8 protein-coding genes are annotated in these 22,346 nt (G+C 63.3%); 4 read left to right on the top strand and 4 right to left on the bottom strand.

Annotated features, from left to right (window positions below):
• The first annotated feature begins 6 nt into the window (after positions 1 to 6).
• Positions 7 to 1,422 (top strand): KAP family P-loop NTPase fold protein, encoded by a 1,416-nt coding sequence (locus tag ABQZ00_RS10815; protein ID WP_323538335.1) that lies wholly within the window; start codon positions 7 to 9, stop codon positions 1,420 to 1,422.
• A 322-nt stretch (positions 1,423 to 1,744) separates the two neighbouring features.
• Complete coding sequence (locus ABQZ00_RS10810) at positions 1,745 to 2,377, top strand: phage portal protein (RefSeq protein ID WP_323538336.1); 633 nt, start codon at positions 1,745 to 1,747, stop codon at positions 2,375 to 2,377.
• On the opposite strand, the gene pgaD is transcribed toward ABQZ00_RS10810, so the two are convergent.
• The 4 genes from pgaD to pgaA are packed head-to-tail and all read right to left on the bottom strand — an operon-like array spanning position 2,315 to position 7,853.
• On the bottom strand, positions 2,315 to 2,761 hold the full coding sequence (pgaD, locus tag ABQZ00_RS10805; RefSeq protein ID WP_115561893.1) for a poly-beta-1,6-N-acetyl-D-glucosamine biosynthesis protein PgaD: 447 nt from the start codon (positions 2,759 to 2,761) through the stop codon (positions 2,315 to 2,317). The genes ABQZ00_RS10810 and pgaD overlap by 63 nt on opposite strands.
• Positions 2,758 to 4,011, bottom strand: coding sequence for a poly-beta-1,6-N-acetyl-D-glucosamine synthase (pgaC, locus tag ABQZ00_RS10800; protein WP_228325365.1), 1,254 nt, complete (start codon positions 4,009 to 4,011; stop codon positions 2,758 to 2,760). Before pgaC ends, pgaD begins: the two co-directional genes overlap by 4 nt.
• 3 nt (positions 4,012 to 4,014) lie before the next feature.
• Positions 4,015 to 5,913, bottom strand: a complete 1,899-nt coding sequence (gene pgaB, locus ABQZ00_RS10795) for a poly-beta-1,6-N-acetyl-D-glucosamine N-deacetylase PgaB (protein ID WP_323538337.1) — start codon at positions 5,911 to 5,913, stop codon at positions 4,015 to 4,017.
• The gene (gene pgaA / locus ABQZ00_RS10790; protein ID WP_323538370.1) at positions 5,895 to 7,853 is read right to left on the bottom strand and encodes a poly-beta-1,6 N-acetyl-D-glucosamine export porin PgaA; all 1,959 of its coding nucleotides are present in this window, start codon (positions 7,851 to 7,853) and stop codon (positions 5,895 to 5,897) included. The genes pgaB and pgaA overlap by 19 nt, the downstream gene beginning before the upstream one ends.
• A gap of 816 nt (positions 7,854 to 8,669) precedes the next feature.
• Between pgaA and ABQZ00_RS10785 the strand changes: the two genes are divergently transcribed.
• Together ABQZ00_RS10785 and ABQZ00_RS10780 are read left to right on the top strand one after the other, a co-directional pair.
• Positions 8,670 to 10,370, top strand: coding sequence for a ShlB/FhaC/HecB family hemolysin secretion/activation protein (locus ABQZ00_RS10785; protein ID WP_323538338.1), 1,701 nt, complete (start codon positions 8,670 to 8,672; stop codon positions 10,368 to 10,370).
• 70 nt (positions 10,371 to 10,440) lie between these two features.
• Positions 10,441 to 22,346: two-partner secretion domain-containing protein (locus ABQZ00_RS10780; protein WP_323538339.1), on the top strand; the 11,906-nt coding region annotated here is incomplete at its 3' end.

Here is a 22,346-nt window from a genome sequence, read left to right as displayed (position 1 = left end):
TTGATAATGGCTAGAAAATTCAGGTCCCCAGCAATTGATAGTCATGCTCCTTGGGATGATGACATCTTGGAGCGGCGGCCGTTCGGCGAGATGGTGGCCCAGCTTATTGATGGGATAGTGGAGCCTTTCGTGATATCGCTTAAAGGCGGGTGGGGAAGCGGTAAAAGCGTGTTTCTTCGCCGTCTTGAAGCTCATTTTGAAAGCCGGGCGCCACGTATTCCTGTTATTAGTATTGATGCTTGGAAATACGATTACTACGAGGATCCAATATTTGCGCTTGTGTCTGCTATCGACGATCGACTGTCGAAGGAGAATGCAAATAAATCTTTGTCGGCCTCTATGTTTGAAAACGCATCTAAGATGCTGGCTCCTCTTGGTAAGATCGCGGGCGGACTTGCAGAGACGGTGACAGCAGGTGGCGCCTCCACTGTGTACGAAGGTATGGGTGAGTTGGGCGGTGCCCTTCTAGCTGCGAATAAAGAAAAGAAAAATGCTTATACCGAGCTATTGAAAAAGCTTGAGGAGGCAAGAGACTTGCTGTTGGGGCAAGATTCGACAGGTAATCTCAAAGGAAGAAAGGTCGTAGTTCTTATAGATGAGCTTGATCGATGTCGGCCAAGCTATGCCGTCAAGCTACTAGAGCGAGTTAAACATTTCTTTGATATCAGAGGGTACGTTTTTGTTATCGCGACGGATGACAGGAATTTGCATGATGCCGTAAAGTCGCTTTACGGTGCCTCCGTGGATGGCGAGGAATATCTGCGAAGGTTCTTTGATCTGGAAATGTATCTGCCTTCTCCTAGCACAAAACAGTTTAATAAGCTGTTGAGAAGAGATTTTGGCATTGTCGATGAGGCTAATTTAAGTGATGAAGAATGGTCCCAAACGTGGGCTGAGGCGTACACAAATTTCGGCGCAGACGATGCATCTCGACGCCGGGGTGCATTTTTAGAGGCCAGTCGTGATTTCGAAGTGATAGCGCAGGCCTATGGGCTGAAGTTGCGCGATCAGGCACAGGCTTTCGCAAGACTAAATTATTGCGTTTCGGCTCAGGGAGGGCGTGTCGGTTTTTTGCCCATCGCGGCTGCGTTTATTGTATGTCTTCGGTACTATGATTACGAAGCGTATGAGAAGTGGAGGAAGTCTTTAAAATATGGTGGGCTTCCCGTTAATACAAAATATTATTCCGGGGTGCAGGCTGTCGATCACGATGTCGGGGAGTATCTTGAGGTTTATCTAAATGCCTTAAGTGTTGAGGGGCGTAGCGTGGAGAGACATCTGACTTCCGATCGCCGCGATACCAATAGATATCTTCTTCGCCGCCTCGGAAGTGCTCCAGATAAATGGCAAAATTTTCTGTATCGTTCCTATAGCGACGTTTTTTCATTAATGAGCGTTATTTCTGAGGAAACGAAATATTGAGGTGTTGTGTCTAGACATTTCATGACAACAATTGGTTAGCGGCGAGGTGCCGCGATCAGCAAGCCCCGCCATCGTGCGGGGCTTCGTCGTTTTGGGCCCCGGTACTTGCCGATGGATGCCCATGCACACACCGCAACAAAACCTCGATGAAGCGCTCGCCGTTCGCCACCAGCTGTTGCTGGGGAAGGCGACGGTGTCGCTCGCGTTCGGTTAGCTACACCAAGGCAGAGCTGCCTGCGTTGGATGCCTACATCGCCGAGCTACGCCGTACGATTGCTGGCAGGGCGGCGCGCCGTGCGCGGATCAGTTACGTGGTGCCGCGTTGACGAGTACCGCAGTACTTGCTGCTGATCGCCTCAAGGACGCTGTCGCCCAGGACCGCGCTGTGCGTGCCGCGTTGGCCGCAGTCCCGCAAGCCCCGTTAGCCAGCGCCGACGACATCCAGGGAACGCGCTGGCGTGGGGCCTCGCGCACGTTACGGAGCCTGCAGAACTGGCTGGCGCCGGTGGGCAGCGCCACTGCAGACCTGGAACGCTACGAGCTGACCACGCTGCGTGCGCGCAGCCGTGACGCGATGCGCAACGCGCCGATCGCGCGAAGCGCGTTGATGCGTTGCCGTACCAGTATCGTCGGGACAGGCTTGGTGTGCCGCCCGGCCGTGGACCATGAAGCGCTGGGCATCAATAGCGACGAGGCGGAGCTGATCAGTACGCGCCTGCGCGCCAGCTGGGAGCGCTGGGCTGAGGACTCGGCCGAGAGTGATGCCGAGGCGGCGCCCGATCTTATGGATTGCAGGCGCTTGCTGATTTCGTCTATGGCGAGCGGCGATACGTTTTGCGTTTCAATGTTGGCCAAAGCCGACAGTGATCTATTTGTACTCAAGCAGCATCACTCACCGATGCCGCACCACCCGCACCCCCACCGGCCGAGCGGACTTGTCCATCGACACCGATGAAATGCGGGTGTGGCGGAGCAAGGTGCCGAGTTGTTCGGTGGCGCCCAGGCGTTGGTCGACTTCGAGTTCGGCCACGGTGCGGGGGCGCTTGCGCTTGTCGGCATTGGCGAAGCGTAGGCGGTTGTATTCGGCCCAGCCGACCGTGGTGATGGCGGCCATCAGGGCGATAACCGGCAGTGCGCCGAGGGCGAACGGGTCGATGGCGTTGTGCTGTAGATAGAGCTCGGTGTACGCGCTGCGCAGGCCGAAGAACCAGGCAATCAGCGTGGCCAGCGGTGCCCAGAGATAGAAATAGACCATCCAGGCGCCGGCGGTGGCGGCGCCGTAGGCGAGACGGCGCGAGCGGCCGAGGCGTTGCGGTAGGTTGATGATGGGCGGGGTCATTGAATTCCTCGGTCGGGGCTTTTCCATCGCGCGCGTTTGTTGCGGCGTGCGATGAGGGCGCGGGGGAAGGCGATGACGGCAGTGAGCATGCCGATCATCCAGAAGGCAGCGGGGTACCAGATCACCCAGAAAAACTGGCGTGCCAGGCCTTTTTCGTAGCGACGTTCGATGATCAGGCTGGTGCCGAACTGCAGCAGGCAGACCACTGCCAGCACCAGGCCATGCCAACGCGGCAGGATGGTGTCGATATACAACGCAGGCGGCATCGCGATGAACTTGCCGAGCACCCACAGCACGATGATGAACAACATCACGTAGGCCCAGATCAGGCTCAGCGTGTATTCCAGCAGCACTGCCCACATGCGTCGGCTGCGCCAGGCCAGTGCGCGGCGGCCATGGCTCAGTAAGACCTCGACGCCACCGCGCGCCCAGCGCAGGCGCTGCATCCACAGGCCGCCAAAGGTTTCGGGCATCAGGATCCAGCACAGCGCGTTGGGCTCGTAACGGATATCCCAGCCGTCGAGCTGCAGGCGCCAGGAGATGTCGATGTCTTCAGTGACCATGTTGTCGGACCAAAAGCCGACGTGGTGCAGGGCCGAGCGACGAAACGCGCAGATCACACCGGACACGGTGAACAGGCGGCCGTACACGCGTTGGGCGCGCTTGATCAGGCCCACGATCGCGGAGAACTCGCCGACCTGCATGCGGCCCATCAGCGTGGTGCGATTGCGCACGCGCGGGTTGCCGGTAACGCCGCCGACGCGCGGGCCGGAAATCAGGTGACCCACCATCCAGCGCGTTGCATGCGGATCGAGAATCGCGTCGGCATCCACGCACACAAGATAATCGGACCGCGCCGCAAGCGTGCCTACGCGCAAGGCGTTGGCCTTGCCGTGGTTCTGCTCAAGATGCACCACGCGCAAGCGCGGATGGTGATGCGTGAGGTCGTCGAGGACTTCGGCGGTGCGGTCGGTACTGCCGTCGTTGATGGCAATGATCTCGAAGTCCGCGTAGTGCTGCGCACTCATCGCTGCGATGGTTTCGGCGACATGCTTGGCCTCGTTGTAGCAAGGCATCAGCAACGACACGAACGGCTCGCTGGCCATCGGCGGCGGCTTGGACGGCCCTGGCGTGCCGCGTTCGCGCCGCAGGTAGTAGTAGATGCCGCCGATCATCCAGAAAAACGCCATGATGATCGGGTAGTAAAACGCGAAGTTGAACAGGGCGGCCAGTAAGAGGCTGGTCGTCATCGGTCATCGCTCGATATAGGGGAATTGGCGGGCCGAGATGGCTTCGCGCGCTTCGGGCAGGGACGGATGGCCGCCAATGAAATCGTCGGGGTAATACGCCAGATGACGCACGCCGGCCGCCAGCAGCAACTTGGAATGTGCCAGTAGCACGCCCTCAGGTAGCGGCTTGCCGGTGCGCCAATCCACGGTCTGCAGTTCGAAGATGGTCTTGTCGAAACCATGTGGCTGCTGACCGACGCGCGTGGCCAGTTGCGTGAGCCACTGCTGCGGGTCGTCGGCCTTTTCCATGTATGGCATCGCCATCAGCGCGGTGTAGTCGTAGGCGGCAGAAAAAGCGTCCAGGCGCTGCGCAAACCACGCTTCGCTGTGCGGCTCCAGCACCGGCTGCGCGAACAAATTGCGCACCGTGACCAGCTTGGGACGCCAGCGCTCTGCGGCGACCTTGAGCTGCTGGGTGAAGCCGATCAGCGCCTGCGTGCGCCTGGCCGGATCGCCGCCGCCGTACGCCGGCACTTCGTCGTCGCGCAGGTAGGCATCGTCATGGAACAGCAGGCCTTCGAAGTAGGCATTCGCAGCGAGGTCTTCGTAGACGTCGGCGACCAATTGGCGGGTACGCGGGTTGCCCGGGTCCAGACGCGGCACATCCTTCGGGTCGTTTGCACGGATCTGCAATGCGGCCTGTTGCTGCGCGTCGGGCAGATGGAAGCCGAGCACCGGCAACCAGGCGAATACGCGCACACCGGCGCGGGTACGCAACTGCCATGCCACGCGTCCGAACAGGTCGGCGCGCATCGGCAGATGGCGGTTGGGGAAATACAGCGCATCGGCCGCGCCATCGCCATCCGGGTCGGCAAAGGCCTGCAGGAAGACGTGGCTGGGGCCGATGTCCTTGACGCGCTGAACCAGGATGTCGAGATTGCGCGCCAGCTGTGCCGGGTCTGGGTCGTAGACGTAATCCAGGTCGATCTGGATGGCGCGCAGCCCATCGCGCGACAGATCGCGGCGCAGTTCGCCGGCCAGATCGCGCACGTCGGGGTTGTTGAACAACAACAAGCGGCCGAGGCTGGCCAGCGATTGCCCATCCACGCGGTCGCGGCCTTGCTGGCCGATATCGGCTTCGTGCGAGCGGCCTTCCAGATCGAAACTGAGCGTCATGCCCAGTTGCGCGGCAATGGCGTTGCTGGCGCGGTTGTAGGCGGCATACGGCCACACCATCGTGCGCGGCGGCTTGCCCAGATGCGCCACGATGGCATCGCGGCTATGCCGCAGATCGGTTTCGATGCGCTGGCGATAGTCGGCTTCGTTTTCGTAGCCGCTGCTCGCATCCCACAGCCGGGTGACTGCCGCAGGGGTCTGATTACCGAACGGATTGCCGGCAATGCCCTTATGCAGGTCGTCGCTATGCGAGCCGATCTCGACCAGGCCGCTGTCCTGCATCTCGCGCAGTTGCGCCCAGGTGACGAAGTCGTCGCGGGTGAAATCGCGTGGGCCGTACGGCACCACCTTGCCCGCAGGCAGTTCGACCCAGCTGGTTACCGGCGCGACCAGGGCGGGGTAGCCGTAGGCCTGCAACAGCGGAAATACCCGCGTATAGACGCTGCGCAAGCCGTCATCGAAGGTGAGCAACACCGGCCGCGAGGGCAGGGCACGCCGGCCGGCGCGTGCATCCAGCACCTGCTGCACGCTCACCGGGTGATACGCGTGCGAGCGCAGCCAATCCAGATGCGCGGCGAAGTTGCTGGTGGACACCGCATAGCGATCCGGGTCGCCTTTTGCGGCGACGTCGTCGCGAATATCGTGGTAGCTGAGCACCAGCAGACCCGCATGCGCCGACGACGCGAAGGTCATCAGCAGCAGTGCGAGCAGCAACAGCGGCAGGCGGATCAAGGCGTACCTCCCCATCGGAAATCCAGGTCCAATCCAAGTTGTTGTTCGCGCCGGCCGTCGTAGACCGGGCGCGACCAGCTCACGCCATACGTCAACGCGCTGCCATCGCCCAGCGACCACAGATGCCGATACGCAAGCGCAGGCACCCATTGGCTGCCAAAGCCGGATTGGTAGGTCGGGCCGGCGGTGACTTCCAGACGCTGCCGAAAGGCGTAGTCGTAACGCCGCCAGCCGATCTGTTCGATCCGCACACCCGCAGCCACGCCTGCGCTGCGGCGTGGGTTGAAGTAATCGACCACGCGATCGTCTTCTGCACGCCCGGCGGATGCAGACACCAGCCCATCGATCAGCACATGCGGGCGTGCCCACAGGCGTTGGCTGCCCGATAGATCGAGCTGGTTGCGCCGATTGCCATCGCTGTAACGCAGCTGGCGTGCCTGCAGGTCCCAGCGCGTTTCATCGCTGGGTGTCCAGCGCAGCGTTGCGCCGATGCTGTCGCCGGTGATGCCCAACCGACGCGCTTGCAACGATGCCTCCGGGTCGCGTGTGCGCCAGGCAACGCTGCCGTACCACGCATCGGAGAATCGCCAGCCCGCATCCAGTGCCCAGGCGGCGCCATCGCGATCGAAATCATCGAGTGCGCGGCCACCGTAGGCGCTCAAATCCAGCCGGTCGTAGCGGTAGTGCGTGCCCAGCCAGAAGCTGCGATAGCGCACGCGGGTGTCCTGAAAATCGGCCCAGTCGTCGCGCGCGCGCAAGCCCACGCGCCAGCGCTCGCCCAGCAGCGGCGATTCGGCTTCCAGCAGCGAGCTGCCGAAATGATTGCCGAGCGGCGAGGTTGCGTTGGCGCTGTTGTCGTTGTCGCTGCGTCCCCAGGCATGGCTCAGATGCACCTGCCAGCCGCGTTGGCGCTCCAGCGACGCACCCAGCCGTTGCAGGCCGACATCATCGGGGTACTCGGTGCGCAAGGTCTTGAACTGCGCATCGGCCAGATCAAGGCGATCGAGATCGCGCTGGTTTTCGACCACGCCGCTGCGTGCCTGTTTTTGATGCGGGTCCAGCGTCAGCGCGATCTGATTGCGTTGCAGGGCTTGCGTGGTGTGTCCGCGGCGCGATTCGATCGATGCCAGTGCCGCTTGCAGCTCGGCATTATCGGGCCCAATCGCGATGCGCTCGCGCAATACCTGGTCCGCACCGCGGTTGTCGTTGGCTGCAGAGCGCGCAGTCGCCAGTGCGACATCGGCGCTGAAGCGGTCCCAGTTTTCGTAGCCGCTGGTTGCGCCGGCGCGACGTGGCCAAGGCGCTTGCGTGGCCGCAAGTTGTTCGAACAACGGCATCGCCTGATCGAAGCGTTCTTGCTCCAGCAACGCGTAGCCGAGCAGTAGTTGTGTGTTGAAGTCGTCCGGGCTGTGTTGCAGCGCTTGCCGCAGCACGGTTTCGGCTTCGGCAGGGCGACGCAGCCCCATCAGCGAATCGCCAACGGTCGGCAGCACGTAGCTGGGCACCTCAATGCCTTGCGCACGCAATGCTTGATAGTTGGCAACCACGTCGCGATGGCGCTGACGCTGATTGAGGGCAACCAGGCTGTCGATGCGCAACCGCGTCGCTTCCCAGGCCACCTGTGGTGGCGCGTCGCGCTCGATGCGCGCCACATTGACCAACGCCTGATCGGTCTCGGCATAGCGGTGCGCGGCATCGACCGGCTCGGCGCTGGCCCAGCCGATCATGCGCGCGACGCGATCGTTGTCGATGCGCTCGCGCTCCTGCTGCGAAAACCAGTCCGGATGGCGCCACATCGCTTCTGCGGCAAGCTGCGCGCCGCCCAGATCGCTGAGCGTGAGCGCACGCAGCGTGTACGCGCCTTTGTCGCGCGGGTCTGCACGCAACACGCGTTCGTAGATGGCGAGCGCTTCCGCATAGCGCTGCTGGCCGCGCAATTGCTCGGCTTGCTGCATGGGCGTAAGGGCGATGGAGGCGCCAGTCACATCTGTCGACCGCACTTCGCCGCTGTGCGCCAAGGGCACACATGCGGCAAACAAGGCAAGGCTGATCAGGGGAGTGAGTGCGCCTGTACGGTCAGGACGACCGCGCTGCACGTGCATGTGCAAACAGGGGGGAAGAGAAGTTCACAAGCGATCCAGCTATGAAGTGCGGCGATACTGCGTATGCCCGTGTAAAGCTAATGTCATCACTATGTTGATGAGATGTTGATTACTTGAGATCGGTTGGCATAAATGCGCAGTTCGGCACAAACGGAGGTTGCGGGTGCACGCGTGCAGCACGGAGCCGACGCAATGCTCAGATTCGCCTGTTGAAAGTACATCCGGCGCTGAGCGCATGGTTAAAGCGCAAGATGGAGCCTCACGCTGAGTCCGACGCAATTGCCGCGTTGGAGCAAGCGGGCTGGCAAGCCCGGAGCCCAGCAAACTGCCAACCGCGCATTCATATGCATATCAAGGCATCCCTGTAATTGCATAAATAGATGCGCGTTGGCGGAACTTGTCGCCCCTGGGCGGCATTGACTGCACGATGGCGTGCCGGTCGTCTTACGGTGGCGTCCGGTATTTAAGTGATTTCTGTCACATAAATGCATTTGTCGGCATTTTCTTACAGGGTGACCCCTACACGCTGCGTTGACCTGCTCTTAACGCTGCAGCACAGTGGCGCCGCATTCGCCGTGCCCAAGGGTTGTGCTGCCGTTTTGGCAGCCAGGTGCGGCGATGTGAGCAACGGCAGGCCCAGGTCTGACCGGTGCACAGGGGGCATGACAGATGTGGATGCGATCGGCGCCGTTGGCGCTGGCGGCTTGCCTATGGGCGGTCGCCGGGCTGGCGGCTGCACAACAATCGGCACCGACCAGCCTGGACCGGCAGGAGCAACTGCGCCAGGCCGAAGAGATTCAGCGTCGGCAGGAGCAGGAGCGCCAGGCGCCTTTCGCCGGCCCGCGCGAGGATGCCGAGCGCGTGGACGTACGCAGCACTGTGCTTCCCGAAGAAGCGCTGTGTTTTTCGATCACGCGTGTGCGCCTGTCGGGCGCGGGCCAGGATGCTGCGCGGTTCGCTTGGCTGTGGAAATCGCTGCGCCGTTACGAGGGGCGCTGCATCGGCCGCATCGGCATTGATGTCATTCGCCGTCGCGCACTGGATCGGCTGGTCGCGCGCGGTTTTGTCACAACACGCATCGGCGTGCCCGAGCAGGATTTATCGCGCGGAGAGTTGCGCTTCGAACTGATGCCGGGCCGTTTGCGTGCGGTACGCGTGGTGTCTGATACCGACGGTGCGCACTGGAAGACCGCCTTGCCATTGCGCACTGGCGATCTGCTGGATCTGCGCGCGATCGAACAAGCCGTGGAGCAGTTCAAGCGCCTGCCATCGCAGGACGCCAAGATCGATATCGCACCGGGCGAAGCGCCGGGCGAATCGGATCTGGTCATCACCTTGCAGCATGGGCGGCGTTGGCGCGGTGTGGTCAACGCCGAGGATTCGGGCGTGGAAGCCACCGGCCGCGTGCAGGGCGGGCTGGATGTGTCGCTAGACAATCCGTTGGGGCTCAACGACCTGCTAAGTGTCGGCTACAGCCACGATCTGGCGACACGCGATGAAGAGCGCGGCACCCGTGGCAACAGTCTGAGCTACAGCCTGCCGTGGGGCTGGTGGACGGTTGCGCTCTCGGCGTCGTCGTACCGCTATCACCAGCGCGTGGACGGGTTCTTGCAGACCTTCCAGTCCAGCGGCGAATCCAGCAATGCCCAGCTGGACATCCAGCGCGTCTTGCATCGCGATGGCACCAGCAAGACTTCTGCAGGTGTAACAGTGGGGCGGCGGCGTGCGCGCAGCTATCTGGACGGCGTGGAGATCGGTATCCAGCGGCGCGATACCAGTAGTGCCGAGTTCTATTTCACGCATCGGCGTTACCTGGGCGCGATGCAGCTGGACGTGCGCATCGCACACCGACGCGGCACTCCGTGGTTCAACAGCCAGTGGACCGGCTATGACCCGCAGATCGGTTTCCCCAGCTTTCGATATGGCGTGACCACGCTGGATGTGAGCACTGCGCTGCCGTTCAAACTGGGGTCGGTGCCCATGGCCTGGGAAAGCAGCCTGCGCGCGCAGACCGCAGGCGAGCTGTTGCTTGGCTCGGAATTCTTCACGATTGGCGGCCGATACAGCGTGCGCGGCTTCGATGGCGAAGCGACCCTGGGTGCCGAAAAAGGCGCGTATTGGCGCAATACCTTGAGTTTTCCGGTGCAGCAGATCGGGCTCACGCCTTACCTGGGTTTGGACGCGGGACGCATCGATGGCACCAGCGCCAGCGGGCTGCGCAGTCGCAGTCTGGTCGGTGGCGCGGTGGGGCTGCGCGGCGGCTGGTTCGGCGCCAGCATCGATGCATTTGCCGGTTGGGCGATCCACCGGCCCGATGGATTTGGAAGTGCGCAGCCGGCCTACGGCGCGCGTGTGATCTACCAGTTTTGACATGGATCGCGCTGCCAGCCGGCGGCGCGCTTGTTGATTGATGACGCCTGCGGGCGGCGAGAGAGAAACGATGGACACCGAAGCGATGAGCGTGCGTGGTTACGTAGCCGAACAAAGCAAGCGCGCGTTGGCGCTGCTGCTGTGCTTCACCGTGACCTGGACATCGTTTCCGGCGTGGGCGCAGGTTGCGCCGACGGCGAACCCCGGTGGTCAGACACCCCGCCAACAGGTAGCAGCCAACGGTGTGCCTGTGGTGGATATCGTCGCCCCCAATGCGCGCGGCATTTCGCACAATCGCTACAGCAATTTCAACGTCGGCCCGAACGGGCTGATCCTCAACAACAGCGCGCAGATCTCCAAGACCGAGCTGGGCGGCTATGTGGCCGGCAACAATAATCTGCAGCGCAGTGGTGCTGCATCGTTGATCCTCAACGAGGTCACCTCTGCCAGCAGCCGCCTGCAGGGCTACACCGAAATCGCCGGCGCCAAGGCGCAATTGGTCATTGCCAATCCCAATGGCATTTCCTGCGATGGCTGCGGATTTCTCAATACCTCGCGCGTCACGCTGACCACCGGCACGCCCAACCTGGGCGGCGATGGCGCATTGACTGGTTTCACCATCACCGGCGGTGCGCTCAGCATCGGCAGCAATGGTCTTGACGCCTTCAATGTGGATCGTCTGGATCTGCTGTCGCGTCAGCTCAGCGTCAATGGGTCGATCTGGACCAAGGAATTGGTCGCGAGCGCAGGCGCAGGGCGCGTCAACTACGACGGCATGTTGCTCGACGTGCTGCCTGGTACCGATGGTGCTGCGCCGTCGATCGGCATCGATGTCGCGCAACTGGGCGGCATGTATGCCGACCGCATCCGTCTGATCGCTACCGAAGCCGGCGTGGGCGTGGTCAGCCGCGGCACCCTGGCCGCGCAGAGCGGTGATCTGCAGATCGACAGCGCTGGGCAGGTGAGTCTGAGCGGCACCGCCGTGGCACGCGATGGCTTGAACGTGCGGGCAAGCGGTGATCTTGACCAACGTGGCGTGCTTGGCTCGCAGCAGGGCGATGTCAGCTTACGCGGCGCAGGCATGCGTCTTGCCGGCGACCTGGTGGCCGCTGGCGCGTTGACTGCGCAGGCCGACGGTACTTTGAGCCATACCGGGCGTAGCAGCGCGGGGGCGATCCGTCTGTTCGGCTCCGAATTGACGGCCGATGGCAGTCTGCATACCACCGGTGCGCTGGAGCTTGGCGCTGACGGCGTGTTGCGCAGCGGCGGTGTGGCCTATGGCGGCACGGGTGCAACGCTGCGCGCGAATCGCGTTGCATTGACCGGCACCTTGCAGAGCGGTAGCACCATTGCATTGAACGCAACCAGCATCGATGCGCTGGGGACGCTGGATGCAGCGTCCGCACTGCGTGTGGTCGGCAGCGGTGATGTGCGCATGGGCGGGTTGGCCCAGGCCGGGCAGGCTGCAGAGATACAGGCCGGTGGCCGCCTGGATGTGCAGGGTCGGGTGATCGCTGCCGATACGCTCGTGCTCAACGCCGCTGCGATCGATATTGCGCAACGCGGCGCCGTCTCGGCTGGCACGGATCTGGATCTGCGCAGTGCCGGCGCGTTGAGCAATGCCGGCAGCGGCTATGCAGGGCGCGACTTGCGTGTCCAAGCCAATAATCTGACCACCACCGGCAGCGTGTCTGCCGCGCGTGACGTGCAGGCAACCGTGGTTGGCGGGCTGGTCAACGCCGGGACCGTCGTCGCCGGCAATGCATTGACCGTGGACGCCGCACAGCTGGAAAGCCGCGGCGACATCGGTAGCCAACGCGGCGACGCCACACTGCGCAGCCGCGCTGGCTTGAGCTTGAGCGGGAACACGGTGGCAGGCGGCACGCTGGCACTGGATGCCGGCACGGATGCACGGATTGCCGGTGCGGTGAATGCCGCCAGCGTGAACCTTCGCAGCGGCGGCGATGCGGCGGTGTCCGGCACGTTGCAGAGCACGCGTGGTGCACTGAACATCGCCACCGGCGGCGCGCTGAGCAGTGATGCCATCGTGCAGTCGGCTGGTGTGCTCGACCTGCAGGCGAACGGTGCATTGCGTCAACGTGGGCAGCTGCGCAGTGGCGGCGCGCTGCAATTGCGCGGCTCCACGGTCGATCATGATGGCGTGATCGATGCAGGCGGCGATCTGCGGATTGCAAGCACTAACGATCTGGCTCTGAGCGGCACAGTGCAGAGTGCAGGCGCTGCTACCTTGCAGGCAGATGGGCTGCTGGACAATCGCGCTAACGTGGTTGCAGCAGGTGCACTGCAGGTGGATGCGGCGTCGCTGCGTAATGCGCAGGGCGCTGCGTTTTCGTCCGATGCCGATATGCGCTTGCGCACCACCGGTGCGTTCGATAACGCCGGCAGCCTCTATGCCGGCAATGCACTCCAGCTCGCCGCTGACACGCTGACCCAGAGTGGCCGGGTCGGTTCGGGCAATACGCTGTCGGCGTCGGTAGCAGGTGCGCTCGACAACACCGGCAACATCGTGGCCAAGAACGCCTTGCAGATCGAGGCAGGTAGCTTGCGCAGCACCGGTCAACTCGGCAGCGAAGCGGCAGAGGTGCGCCTGACCACCGATGGCGACATCGCATTGCAGGGTATGGTCGCTGCGGGGACGTCGCTGCAGGCCACGGCCGGTGGCGATCTGCAACAAGCAGGTTCCGCGACCGCGCAAACCATGGTCCTCGCTGCCGGACGCGATCTCACTGCGGCCGGCACTTTGCGTGCTGCATCCGCGCTGGATGTGCAGGCGCAGCGCACGCTGACGTTTGCCGCACAAGGCCAGGTGGGTGGCGCTGCTGCATTGCGTGCAGCCACCGTGATTAACAGCCAGGGTGCGGTGTTGCAGGCTGGCGGTGCGATCGCGTTGGACGGCGCCGCAATCGATAGCCGCGGCACACTCGACGCAGGCAGCGATCTGCAAATGCGCAGCGATGGCGATCTGTCCCTGGCTGGCATTGCACAGAGCGGACGTGATGTGCGTCTGAGCGCGGCCAACGCCGTCAGCAATGCCGCGCAGGTCGTCGCAGGCCGCAATCTGACAGTGCAGGCGCAACGACTGGACAACACCGCCGCTGGCGTATTGGCAGGCGAGGGCAATGTGTCCCTGACGACCACGGCGCAGCTCAACACCGCCGGCCGCGTGCAGGCCGGTGGCGATATGCAGCTCACCGCGGCAGCGCTGGACCAGCGTGGCAGCGTGTCTGCAGGCAAGGCAATGACGGTTGCGGTAGCGGGCACGCTGGACAATCGCGGCACGCTGGTTGCCAAGGATGCGATGCAGATCGATGCAGGCACGCTGCGCAGCACCGGGCAGTTGGGCAGCGAACGTGCGGATGTGACGTTGGCGAGCCAGGACGTCATGCAGCTGGGTGGCGTGGTCGCCGCGGCAACCGCGCTGCGCGCTATCGCCGGCAGTGATCTTGAGCAAGCCGGCGCGCTCAACGGGCAGTCCATTGCACTGCAGGCTGGCCGCGATCTCACTCTCGGCGGCACCCTGAATTCTGCATCCACCCTGGATCTGCAGGCCCAGCGCACGCTGGCCTTGAATGGTCAGGCAGCTAGCACGGGCAGCGCCGTCCTCAAGGGCGCAACCATCGCCACTGGCAGCACGGCTGTCCTGCAGAGCGGTGCCACCATCACCTTGGATGGCGCGGCGATCGATAGCCGTGGCTCGCTCGATGCAGCAACCGATCTGAGCGTGCGTAGCGCAGGCGATCTGATATTGGGCGGTGTCGCCCAGGCCGGACGCGACGTCGCGCTGACTGCTACTAATGCATTGCGTAATGGCGCGCAGGTTGTCGCCGCACGCGACCTCAGTGTGCAGGCGGCCAGCGCCGAAAACCTGACGAATGCGACGCTGGGTGCGATGCGCGATCTGCGTGTCGAGGTCGCTGGCGCATTGGACAACAGCGGTACCTTGCACGGCGAGCGTGGGCTGGCGCTGTCGACAGGATCGCTGTTGCAGCGCGGCCGACTCTATAGCGGAGATGCGATCTCGATCGCATCGACTGGCGCATTCGACAATCGTGGTCAGCTGGTTTCCGGCAAGGATCTGAGCATCGCCGCCGGCAGCATTACCAGCACCGGCCAGCTTGGCTCGGTGAATGGCGCGCTGACGCTGATCAGCCAGAATGCGATCGATCTGCAAGGCCTCGTCTCTGCCGCCACCACGCTGCAGGCCACTGCAGTGGGTGACCTGGTGCAATCTGGTTCGCTCACCGCGCAGACAGTTGGCCTGCAAGCGGGGCGCGATCTCACTGCCGGCGGTACGCTGCAGTCAGCTTCCACACTGGACTTGCAGGCGCAGCGTGCGCTGGTTTTGAATGGTCAGGCACAGGCAGGCAGCGATGCCGCGTTGCGTGGCAACAGCATCGCCACCGGCACTGCTGCTGTGCTGAAAAGCGCTGGTTCGATCACCCTGGAGGGCGCGGCCATCGACAGCCGCGGCACGCTCGACGCCGGCAGCGACTTGCGTCTGCGCAGTACCGGCGCACTGGCATTGGCAGGCGTGGCGCAAGCCAACCGCGACGTCGTAGTCAGTGCCGACGGCGCGTTGAGCAACGCCAGTCAGGTCATCGCAGGCCGTGACCTATCGGTGCAGGCAGGCACTATCAGCAATGCTGCCACGGGCACGCTGGCTGCACAGGGTGGCGTCACACTCACCACTGGCACATTGCAGAACGCAGGCAGCGTGCAAAGCGGTGGCGATTTACGCATGACCGTCACCAGCATCGACCAGAGCGGTGCCGCGATTGCTGGCAAGGCGTTGACTGTCACGGCGACCGGGCTGGTCGATAACCGCGGCAACCTGATCGCCAAGGACGCGTTGAGCGTGGACGCAGGCACCCTGCGCAGCAGCGGGCAGCTTGGCAGTGAAACAGCCAACGTCACGCTGGTCAGCCGCGGCGACATCGCGTTGCAAGGTGTTGTGGCTGCCGCAACCACGTTGCAGGCAACCGCTGCTGGTGACCTGCAGCAAGGTGGATCGCTCAAGGCGCAGTCGGTCGCATTGCACGCAGGGCGCGATCTGGTTGCAGCAGGCACGTTGCAGTCGGCTTCCTCCCTCGACCTGCAGGCGCAGCGCACGCTGGCGTTGAACGGGCAGGCCGCCACTGGCGGCAACGCAACCCTGCGCGGCGCGACGGTCACCACCGGACAAACTGCTGTCCTGCAAGGCGGCGGTGCGATCAGTCTTGATGGCGCGGCGATCGACAGCCGCGGCGCGTTGGATGCGGGCACTGATTTGAGCCTGCGCAGCACGGGCAACCTGGCAGTGGCCGGAGTGGCACAGGCTGATCGCGCAGTCGTGCTGAGCGCGGCCGGCGCATTGACCAACGCGGCGCAGGTTGTCGCCGGCCAGAATCTGTCCGTCACCGCAGCCAGTGCAAGCAACACCGCCACGGGCGTGCTGCTGGCGCAAGGCGATACCACGCTGTCTATCGCCGGCTTGCTCGACAATGCCGGCGCGATGCGCGCAGGCAATCAATTGACGCTTGGTGTCGGTTCGCTGCGTCAGACCGGTCAGGCGTACGGCTTGCAGCGCTTGGGTCTGACCGCCGCAGGTGCGGTGGACAATCGCGGCGATTTGATTGGCGGCAACGGCCTGCGTGTGGAGGCCGCGCAGCTCGCCAGCACTGGTCAGCTCGGTAGCGAGCGCGGCGATGTCGCCTTGATCAGCCGTGGCAACCTGCAGCTCGACGGCAGCCTGGCGGCGGCGGGCGCGTTCTCTGCGCAAGCCGACGGCGCGTTGGCGCAAAGCGGCACCCTGAGTGCAGGCAGCACGCTCGACCTGCGCTCGAAAAGCGATCTGACCGTTGCAGGTCAGCTGCGCGGCCAGCAGATCACGCTGGCCAGCGACGCCGTGGTGCGTCAGCAGGGCGTCGCCAGTGGTGAGACGGTGGGACTGCAAGGCGCGCGTATCGAAAACGCCGGGCAGACCACCGCCGCCGGAAATCTGAGCCTGCGTGCGGGCGAAATCAGCATCGCCGGTACGGTTGGTGCAGGCATTGCCGGCGATGGCAACCTGGGAACTGGCAGTACGTTGAGTCTGGTCGCCGATCGCCAGTTGAGTGCCTCGGGCAAGTTGTTGGCGGGCGGCAATCTGCTCGCGCAGGGGGCCCAGCTGCAGCTGGCTGGCGCCAGCACGCGCGCCACCGGCAATGTCGCGCTGACCACCGGCGGTAGCCTCGACCATCGTGGCGGTGATCTGCTCGCCGGCGGCACGCTGACTGTGCAGGCAGGCGGCACCATCGATAACGGCCGTCTCACGACGACTGGCGGCCAACTCCAGGCCAGTCAGCTCAGCATCGATGGCGGCAGTTTGAACAATGCCGGCGGCCGTCTCGTTCAAAGTGGTGCAGGCGCGACGCGCGTCAGCATTGGTGGCGCAATCGACAACACGTTGGGAACCTTGGCCAGCAATGGGCAGGATCTGACCATCACTGCCGCAAGCCTTGAGAATGCGCAGGGACGGATCGAGCACGCCGGTACCGGCACTGCGTCGGTCACCAGCCGTGGCGCATTGGGCAATGCCAACGGTCGCATCGTCTCGCAGGGGACGCTGAACATCGGCGCCAGCAGCGGCATGAACAATCAGGGTGGCACGGTGGCTGCCGCTGGTGATGCAACGCTTGCTGCGGCCAGCCTCAATAATGTTGGTGGTTCGGTCGCTGCACGCGGTTTGACGGTGCAAAGCGGTGGTGCTGTCGACAACCGTAGCGGCCTATTGCAGGCCAGCGGTGGCGCGATGACGTTGCGTGCCGATAGCCTCAGCAATAGCGGTGGCACGCTGCAGGCGGTGAGCAGCGGTGGTACGGGCGGCAGTCTGCGCGTCGAGCTCACTCGTGGGTTGGATAATGGCACCGGCATCATCGGTGCCAGTACCGATGCAGTGATCACTGCGGAAAACATCGCAAGCTCCGGTGGCAGCCTGCAAGCCGGGCGCGACCTCAGCGTCACCGCACGCGGCCAGCTGGACAATCACCAGAGCGGCAAACTCAGTGCGGGCCGCGATCTCAATGTTGCGGTGACAGGCGCGCTGCTCAACAGCGGTGGCCAGCTCGACGCCGGTAACACGCTCACCGTATCGGGCGGACGGATCGACAATACGCAGGGCAGCATCGTCAACAATGGCAGCGGTCTGACGCGTATCAGCACCGGCGGTGCGCTGACCAATACCAGTGGGAATCTCGGTGGCCGCGGCAGCGTGGTGATCGATGCCGCCAGTATTGCCAATAACAGCGGGCAGCTTGTGGCAGGCGGCGACCTGATCGCCAATACCAACACCTTGAACAATCAGGGCGGCAACATCTATGCCGGCGCAAGCTTCCTGCTGCAGCGCGCAGGCGCCACGCTGAACAATCAGAACGGCAGGATCAAAGCCGAGCAGGCAGTTCGTCTGAACCTGCAGAGCCTGAGCAATGCCGGTGGCCAGATCGGCGCGGGCAGCATCACCGGCGGCGCTGGCGATGTGGTGATCGATACCGTCGGGTTCGACGGTGGTGGCAGCATTCTGGCGCAGAACCTGCTGGATCTGACCTTGCGCAGCGACTACACGCATCGCGCCGGCGCAGATCTCACCAGTAATGGCGATTTCAACCTGCGTGTGGGCGGCAACCTGGTCAACGAGGCCACGCTCAAGGCAGCGCGCCGCCTGGACATCACCGCCAGCAGTATCGCCAACCGTGCCGGCGCCAACATCCTGTCCAACGATACCCGCCTCAACGGCGGCAATGTCATCGACAACGCCGGCAGTATTTCCGGCAACGCCGCGCTCTCGCTGGTGGCAAACAGTGTCTACAACACCGGCAGCATCGTCGGCGGCAATGTGTCGGTGAATACCGGCACGTTGGTCAACGGCGCGGATTTTGGCGGTGTGACCAACAACGCCGCCTATGGTTCGGCCCTGCTGGGTTCCACCGGCAACATGAACCTGATCGTGCGCGATCAACTGCTCAACCGCGACGCCCGCATTTTCAGCCTGCGCAATATCGCCATTGGTGGTGCGCAGGATGGTGGTGGCACCTTGGTCTCGCGCACCGGTGTGGTGAATAACCTGTCGGGCAGCATTGAGGCCGATGGAAGTATTTTGATTGCGGCTAGTCAGCTGAATAATCGGCGGCGGGTGATCAATACGACCAGCGTTTCTACCGATCCTGGCGACGATGTGTATTCGGGTGGCGAGCTCATCGAAGGCAAAGCAATCAGGAATCTGCAGGGTGCGCGTGCGCCTTACCCTTACAGGGGGCTCGCGCCGGGTATTTATCGCAACTACCAAGTAATCCAGCAGGAACAGCTGTCATCGGCAAGCGCTGAGGGAAAGATTGCTGCAGGCGGAAACATCCTGCTCTCCGGTAGCGTCACAAATAATGCATCCACTATCGCCGCTGCTGGGCTTTTCGCAGCAAATCAACGGGGTCTTGGTGGGCTCTCGGACAACATGATTGCCGGCAGCGAGCAATTGTTCAACCAGGCGCTCGCGTTAAACCAGACGGTTCGCCAGAGTGATGTCGAACATATCGTTACTGCGATCACCAACGACTGCATGCAGCCGGTGGGGCAGAAGGTCGTCTGCTATTACGAGGAAGAAGACCAGAGGCTGAATTCCTCGACCACGAGCAGTAGCTATATTGCCCTAGGCGCCAGCATGACCGGCGGCCAAGGCGTCAGCATCAATGGCGCCAACATCAGCAACGGCGCCGTCGGCAGCGATGGCCGTAACATCAGCGGTGCCTCGCTCAACGGCGTCAGCGCACAAGGTGGATTGAGCGGCCGCACGCGGCAGACCGCGGCAAATGTCGGTGGTCAGGCCGTCATCGGCCGGGCCAATGGCGGCGCAGCCAGCATCAGCGTGGTGAGCAACACCGCCGGCAACGCGGGTGCGCAGGTTGGTGCGAATACGCAGGATGCGTCGCTTGCGGCATCCGGCGGCATCGTCGCCATGTCAGTCGCACCGGTCATGTCCAATGACAGTGGCTTGGTGCGCAGCACCGTTGATCAGGCCAACGTGCAGACCACCGCTACCGGTACCGGCGTCGTTGCAGGTGCTGGCGAAAGCCGCACCCGCATCGATCCGGCCACCATTCCGGTTACCAACATCGTTGGCGGCGGCCAGACCTCGCTGACGCAGATCGATCTGCCCATCGGCGGGTTGTATCGCTTGTCCAATGGCAACGCCACCGATCGCACTGCCATGGGGCGCGCGGCAGTCGGCCTCAGCGGCATCAACGCTTGGCGCAGCAATGGGCCGGGCCGTCGTTACCTGATCGAGACCGACCCGCGCTTCGTCAATTACGACAACTTCATCAGCAGCGATTTCCTGCTGGACAAGCTGGGCGTGGACCCGGAGTGGACCCAGACCCGTCTGGGCGATGGCTTCTACGAGCAGCGCCTGGTGCTGGACCAGATCACCCAGCTCACCGGCCGCCGCTATCTGGGCAACTACGCCGATGGCGTGGCGCAGTACCGCGCCTTGCTGGAGTCGGGTGTCGCGGCCGCTGGTCAGCTGCAGCTGAGCATGGGCGTGGGCTTGACCGCCGCCCAGGCGGCAGCGTTGACGCAAGACATCGTGTGGATGGTGGAGCAGGACTACCAGGGCCAGAAGGTGCTGGTACCGGTGGTGTATCTGGCCTCCAACTCGCTGCAGTTGCGCGGTAATGGCGCCTTGATAGCTGGCGGCAACGTCGAGCTCAACGCCACCAATGCCATGAGCAACCAGGGCGTGATCGCCGGTGCCGACGTCAGCATCACCGCAGGCAACCTGCTCAACCAGGGCCGCATCAGCGGCACCGGCAGCGTGGCGCTGGAAGCACGTAACGACCTGTTCAATCAGGGCCAGATCCAGGGCCGCGATGTGGCGCTGGTCGCTGGCAACAATCTGATTAGCGAAGCAACCAAGGCCATCAACGGCGTCGGCATCCTGTCGGGCATTACTGCCAGCAACACCCTGCAACTGTTTGCCGGCAACGACATGACGTTGACCGGTACCCGCGTGCAGGCCGACGGCAGTGCGGCCTTGATCGCAGGCAACAACCTCAGCCTTACCCCAAGCGCGTTGCGCGACGATAACGGCTTGCTGCGCGGCGGCGATGCCGTGTCGGTCATCACCGGCAAGGATCTGATCGTCTCGGCAGGCAACGACCTGCAACTGCACGGCGTCACCATCAAGGCCGGCGGCAGCGCCGCGCTGCAGGCGGGTAACGACCTCTCGCTGACCCCGACCACCGGTCTGGACGGCAAGGTTGCCACGCGTACCACCATCAGCACCGGCGACAGCCTGCAACTCACCGCAGGCAACGACCTGACCATCCGTCAGGCCAACGTCAGCGCCGGCGGCGATCTGATCGCGGCTGCAGGCAACAATCTCAACGTCGAGTCGGTGCTCAACGACAGCGAAACCAACAGCTATAAGACACGCAACGGCAAAACCCGCGTCACCACGACAACCACGACTCAAACCATCGATCAGCAAGCACTGACGGCCGGCGGCAACCTCATCCTCAGCGCCGGCAATGACGTCAATCTGGTCGCGGCCAAGCTGGACGCCGGCAAAGGCCTAGGCATCAGCGCCGGCAACGACATCAATGCCAGCACGCTGACGACGGTGGACACCAGCAACACCCTGGAAACGCGCAAGCGCTTCAAGCAGACCACCGCGACGAGCGACGAAACCGTCTACGGCACCGAGTTCAGTGCCGGCGGCAATCTCGCCATGCAGGCCGGTAACGACATCACCCTGACCGCCGCATCTGCGGCCGCCAAGGAAGGTGGCATCACTCTGGCTGCCGGCAACGACGTCAACCTGCTCGCCGCCAGCGAGCAGCACGATGCCGTGCAGGACATGACCAAGAAGAAGAAGGGCACGTTCTCCAGCAAGACCACGACGACGCATGATGAGTGGCAGGACACGTTTGCGATCGGTACGGCGCTGAGCGGCGAGTCCGTCAATATCTCTGCCGGTAACGATGTGGCAGTGGTCGGCTCAACCGTGCTTGCCAATGGCGATGTACGTCTGGCGGCAGGCAACAATGTCACCATCGAGTCGACGCAGGACATCAGCAGCGAAGCACATAGCTTCAGCCAGAAGCGATCCGGCTTGACCGGCAGCATTGGCGGTGGTGTTGCCAGCATTGGTTACAGCAAAGCGCGCAGCAATAGCGAGAATTCATCTGAATCGGTCACTCAAGTTGCATCTTCGGTTGGCTCAACCGATGGCAATCTCGTCATCAGCGCGGGCAACCAACTGACCATTGCCGCCTCGGACATCGGTGCCGGCAAGGATCTGACGCTGGCAGCCAAGGACATCGCCCTGCTGGCGCGCCAGGACACGGTCGAGTCGCAGTCCAGCCAGTCGAGTAAATCCAGCGGATTCTCGGTGGGCGTGACCTACGACCCGGGTGCCTCGTACCGCAGCGCACGCGATTCGACCACCAAGAACATGGTCGATACCGGCTCGACCATGAGCAAGATCAGTCGTGATGCCGAAGGCGCAGCGGCCGGCACCATGGCCGCCATCACCCCAGTGGTGATCCAGGCCAGCAGCCACCGCTCCAATGCATCGCAAAACGAGAGCACCAGCGACGCGCGCGTCAGCCAGTTGGCGGCCGGCGGCAACCTGACCCTGCTCGCCAGCGATGGCTCGATCACCAGCCAGGGCACGCAAATGTCTGCGGAGGGCAATGCGCTGCTGCTCGCCAGCAAGGACATCGTGTTCGATGTCGCGCACAACACCCAGTCCAGTGGTAACGCCAGTAACGGCAAGGGCTGGGGCTTCAACAATGCCGCCGGCTTGCCGTACGGCAACTACAACCAGCAAGGCACCGGCAACGGGCAGACAGACACCATCACCGGCACGCAATTGTCGGTGGGCGGCAATGCCAGCCTGACCACCACGCAGGGCGACATCACGCTGACCGCAAGCAATGTCGCGGCGCA

Origin of the sequence: Xanthomonas sp. WHRI 10204, assembly GCF_040202875.1 — a bacterium.
Classification (GTDB): Bacteria; Pseudomonadota; Gammaproteobacteria; order Xanthomonadales; family Xanthomonadaceae; genus Xanthomonas.
Note: the sequence above shows the minus strand (reverse complement) of the source record. Positions and strands in the feature narration are given on the sequence as shown.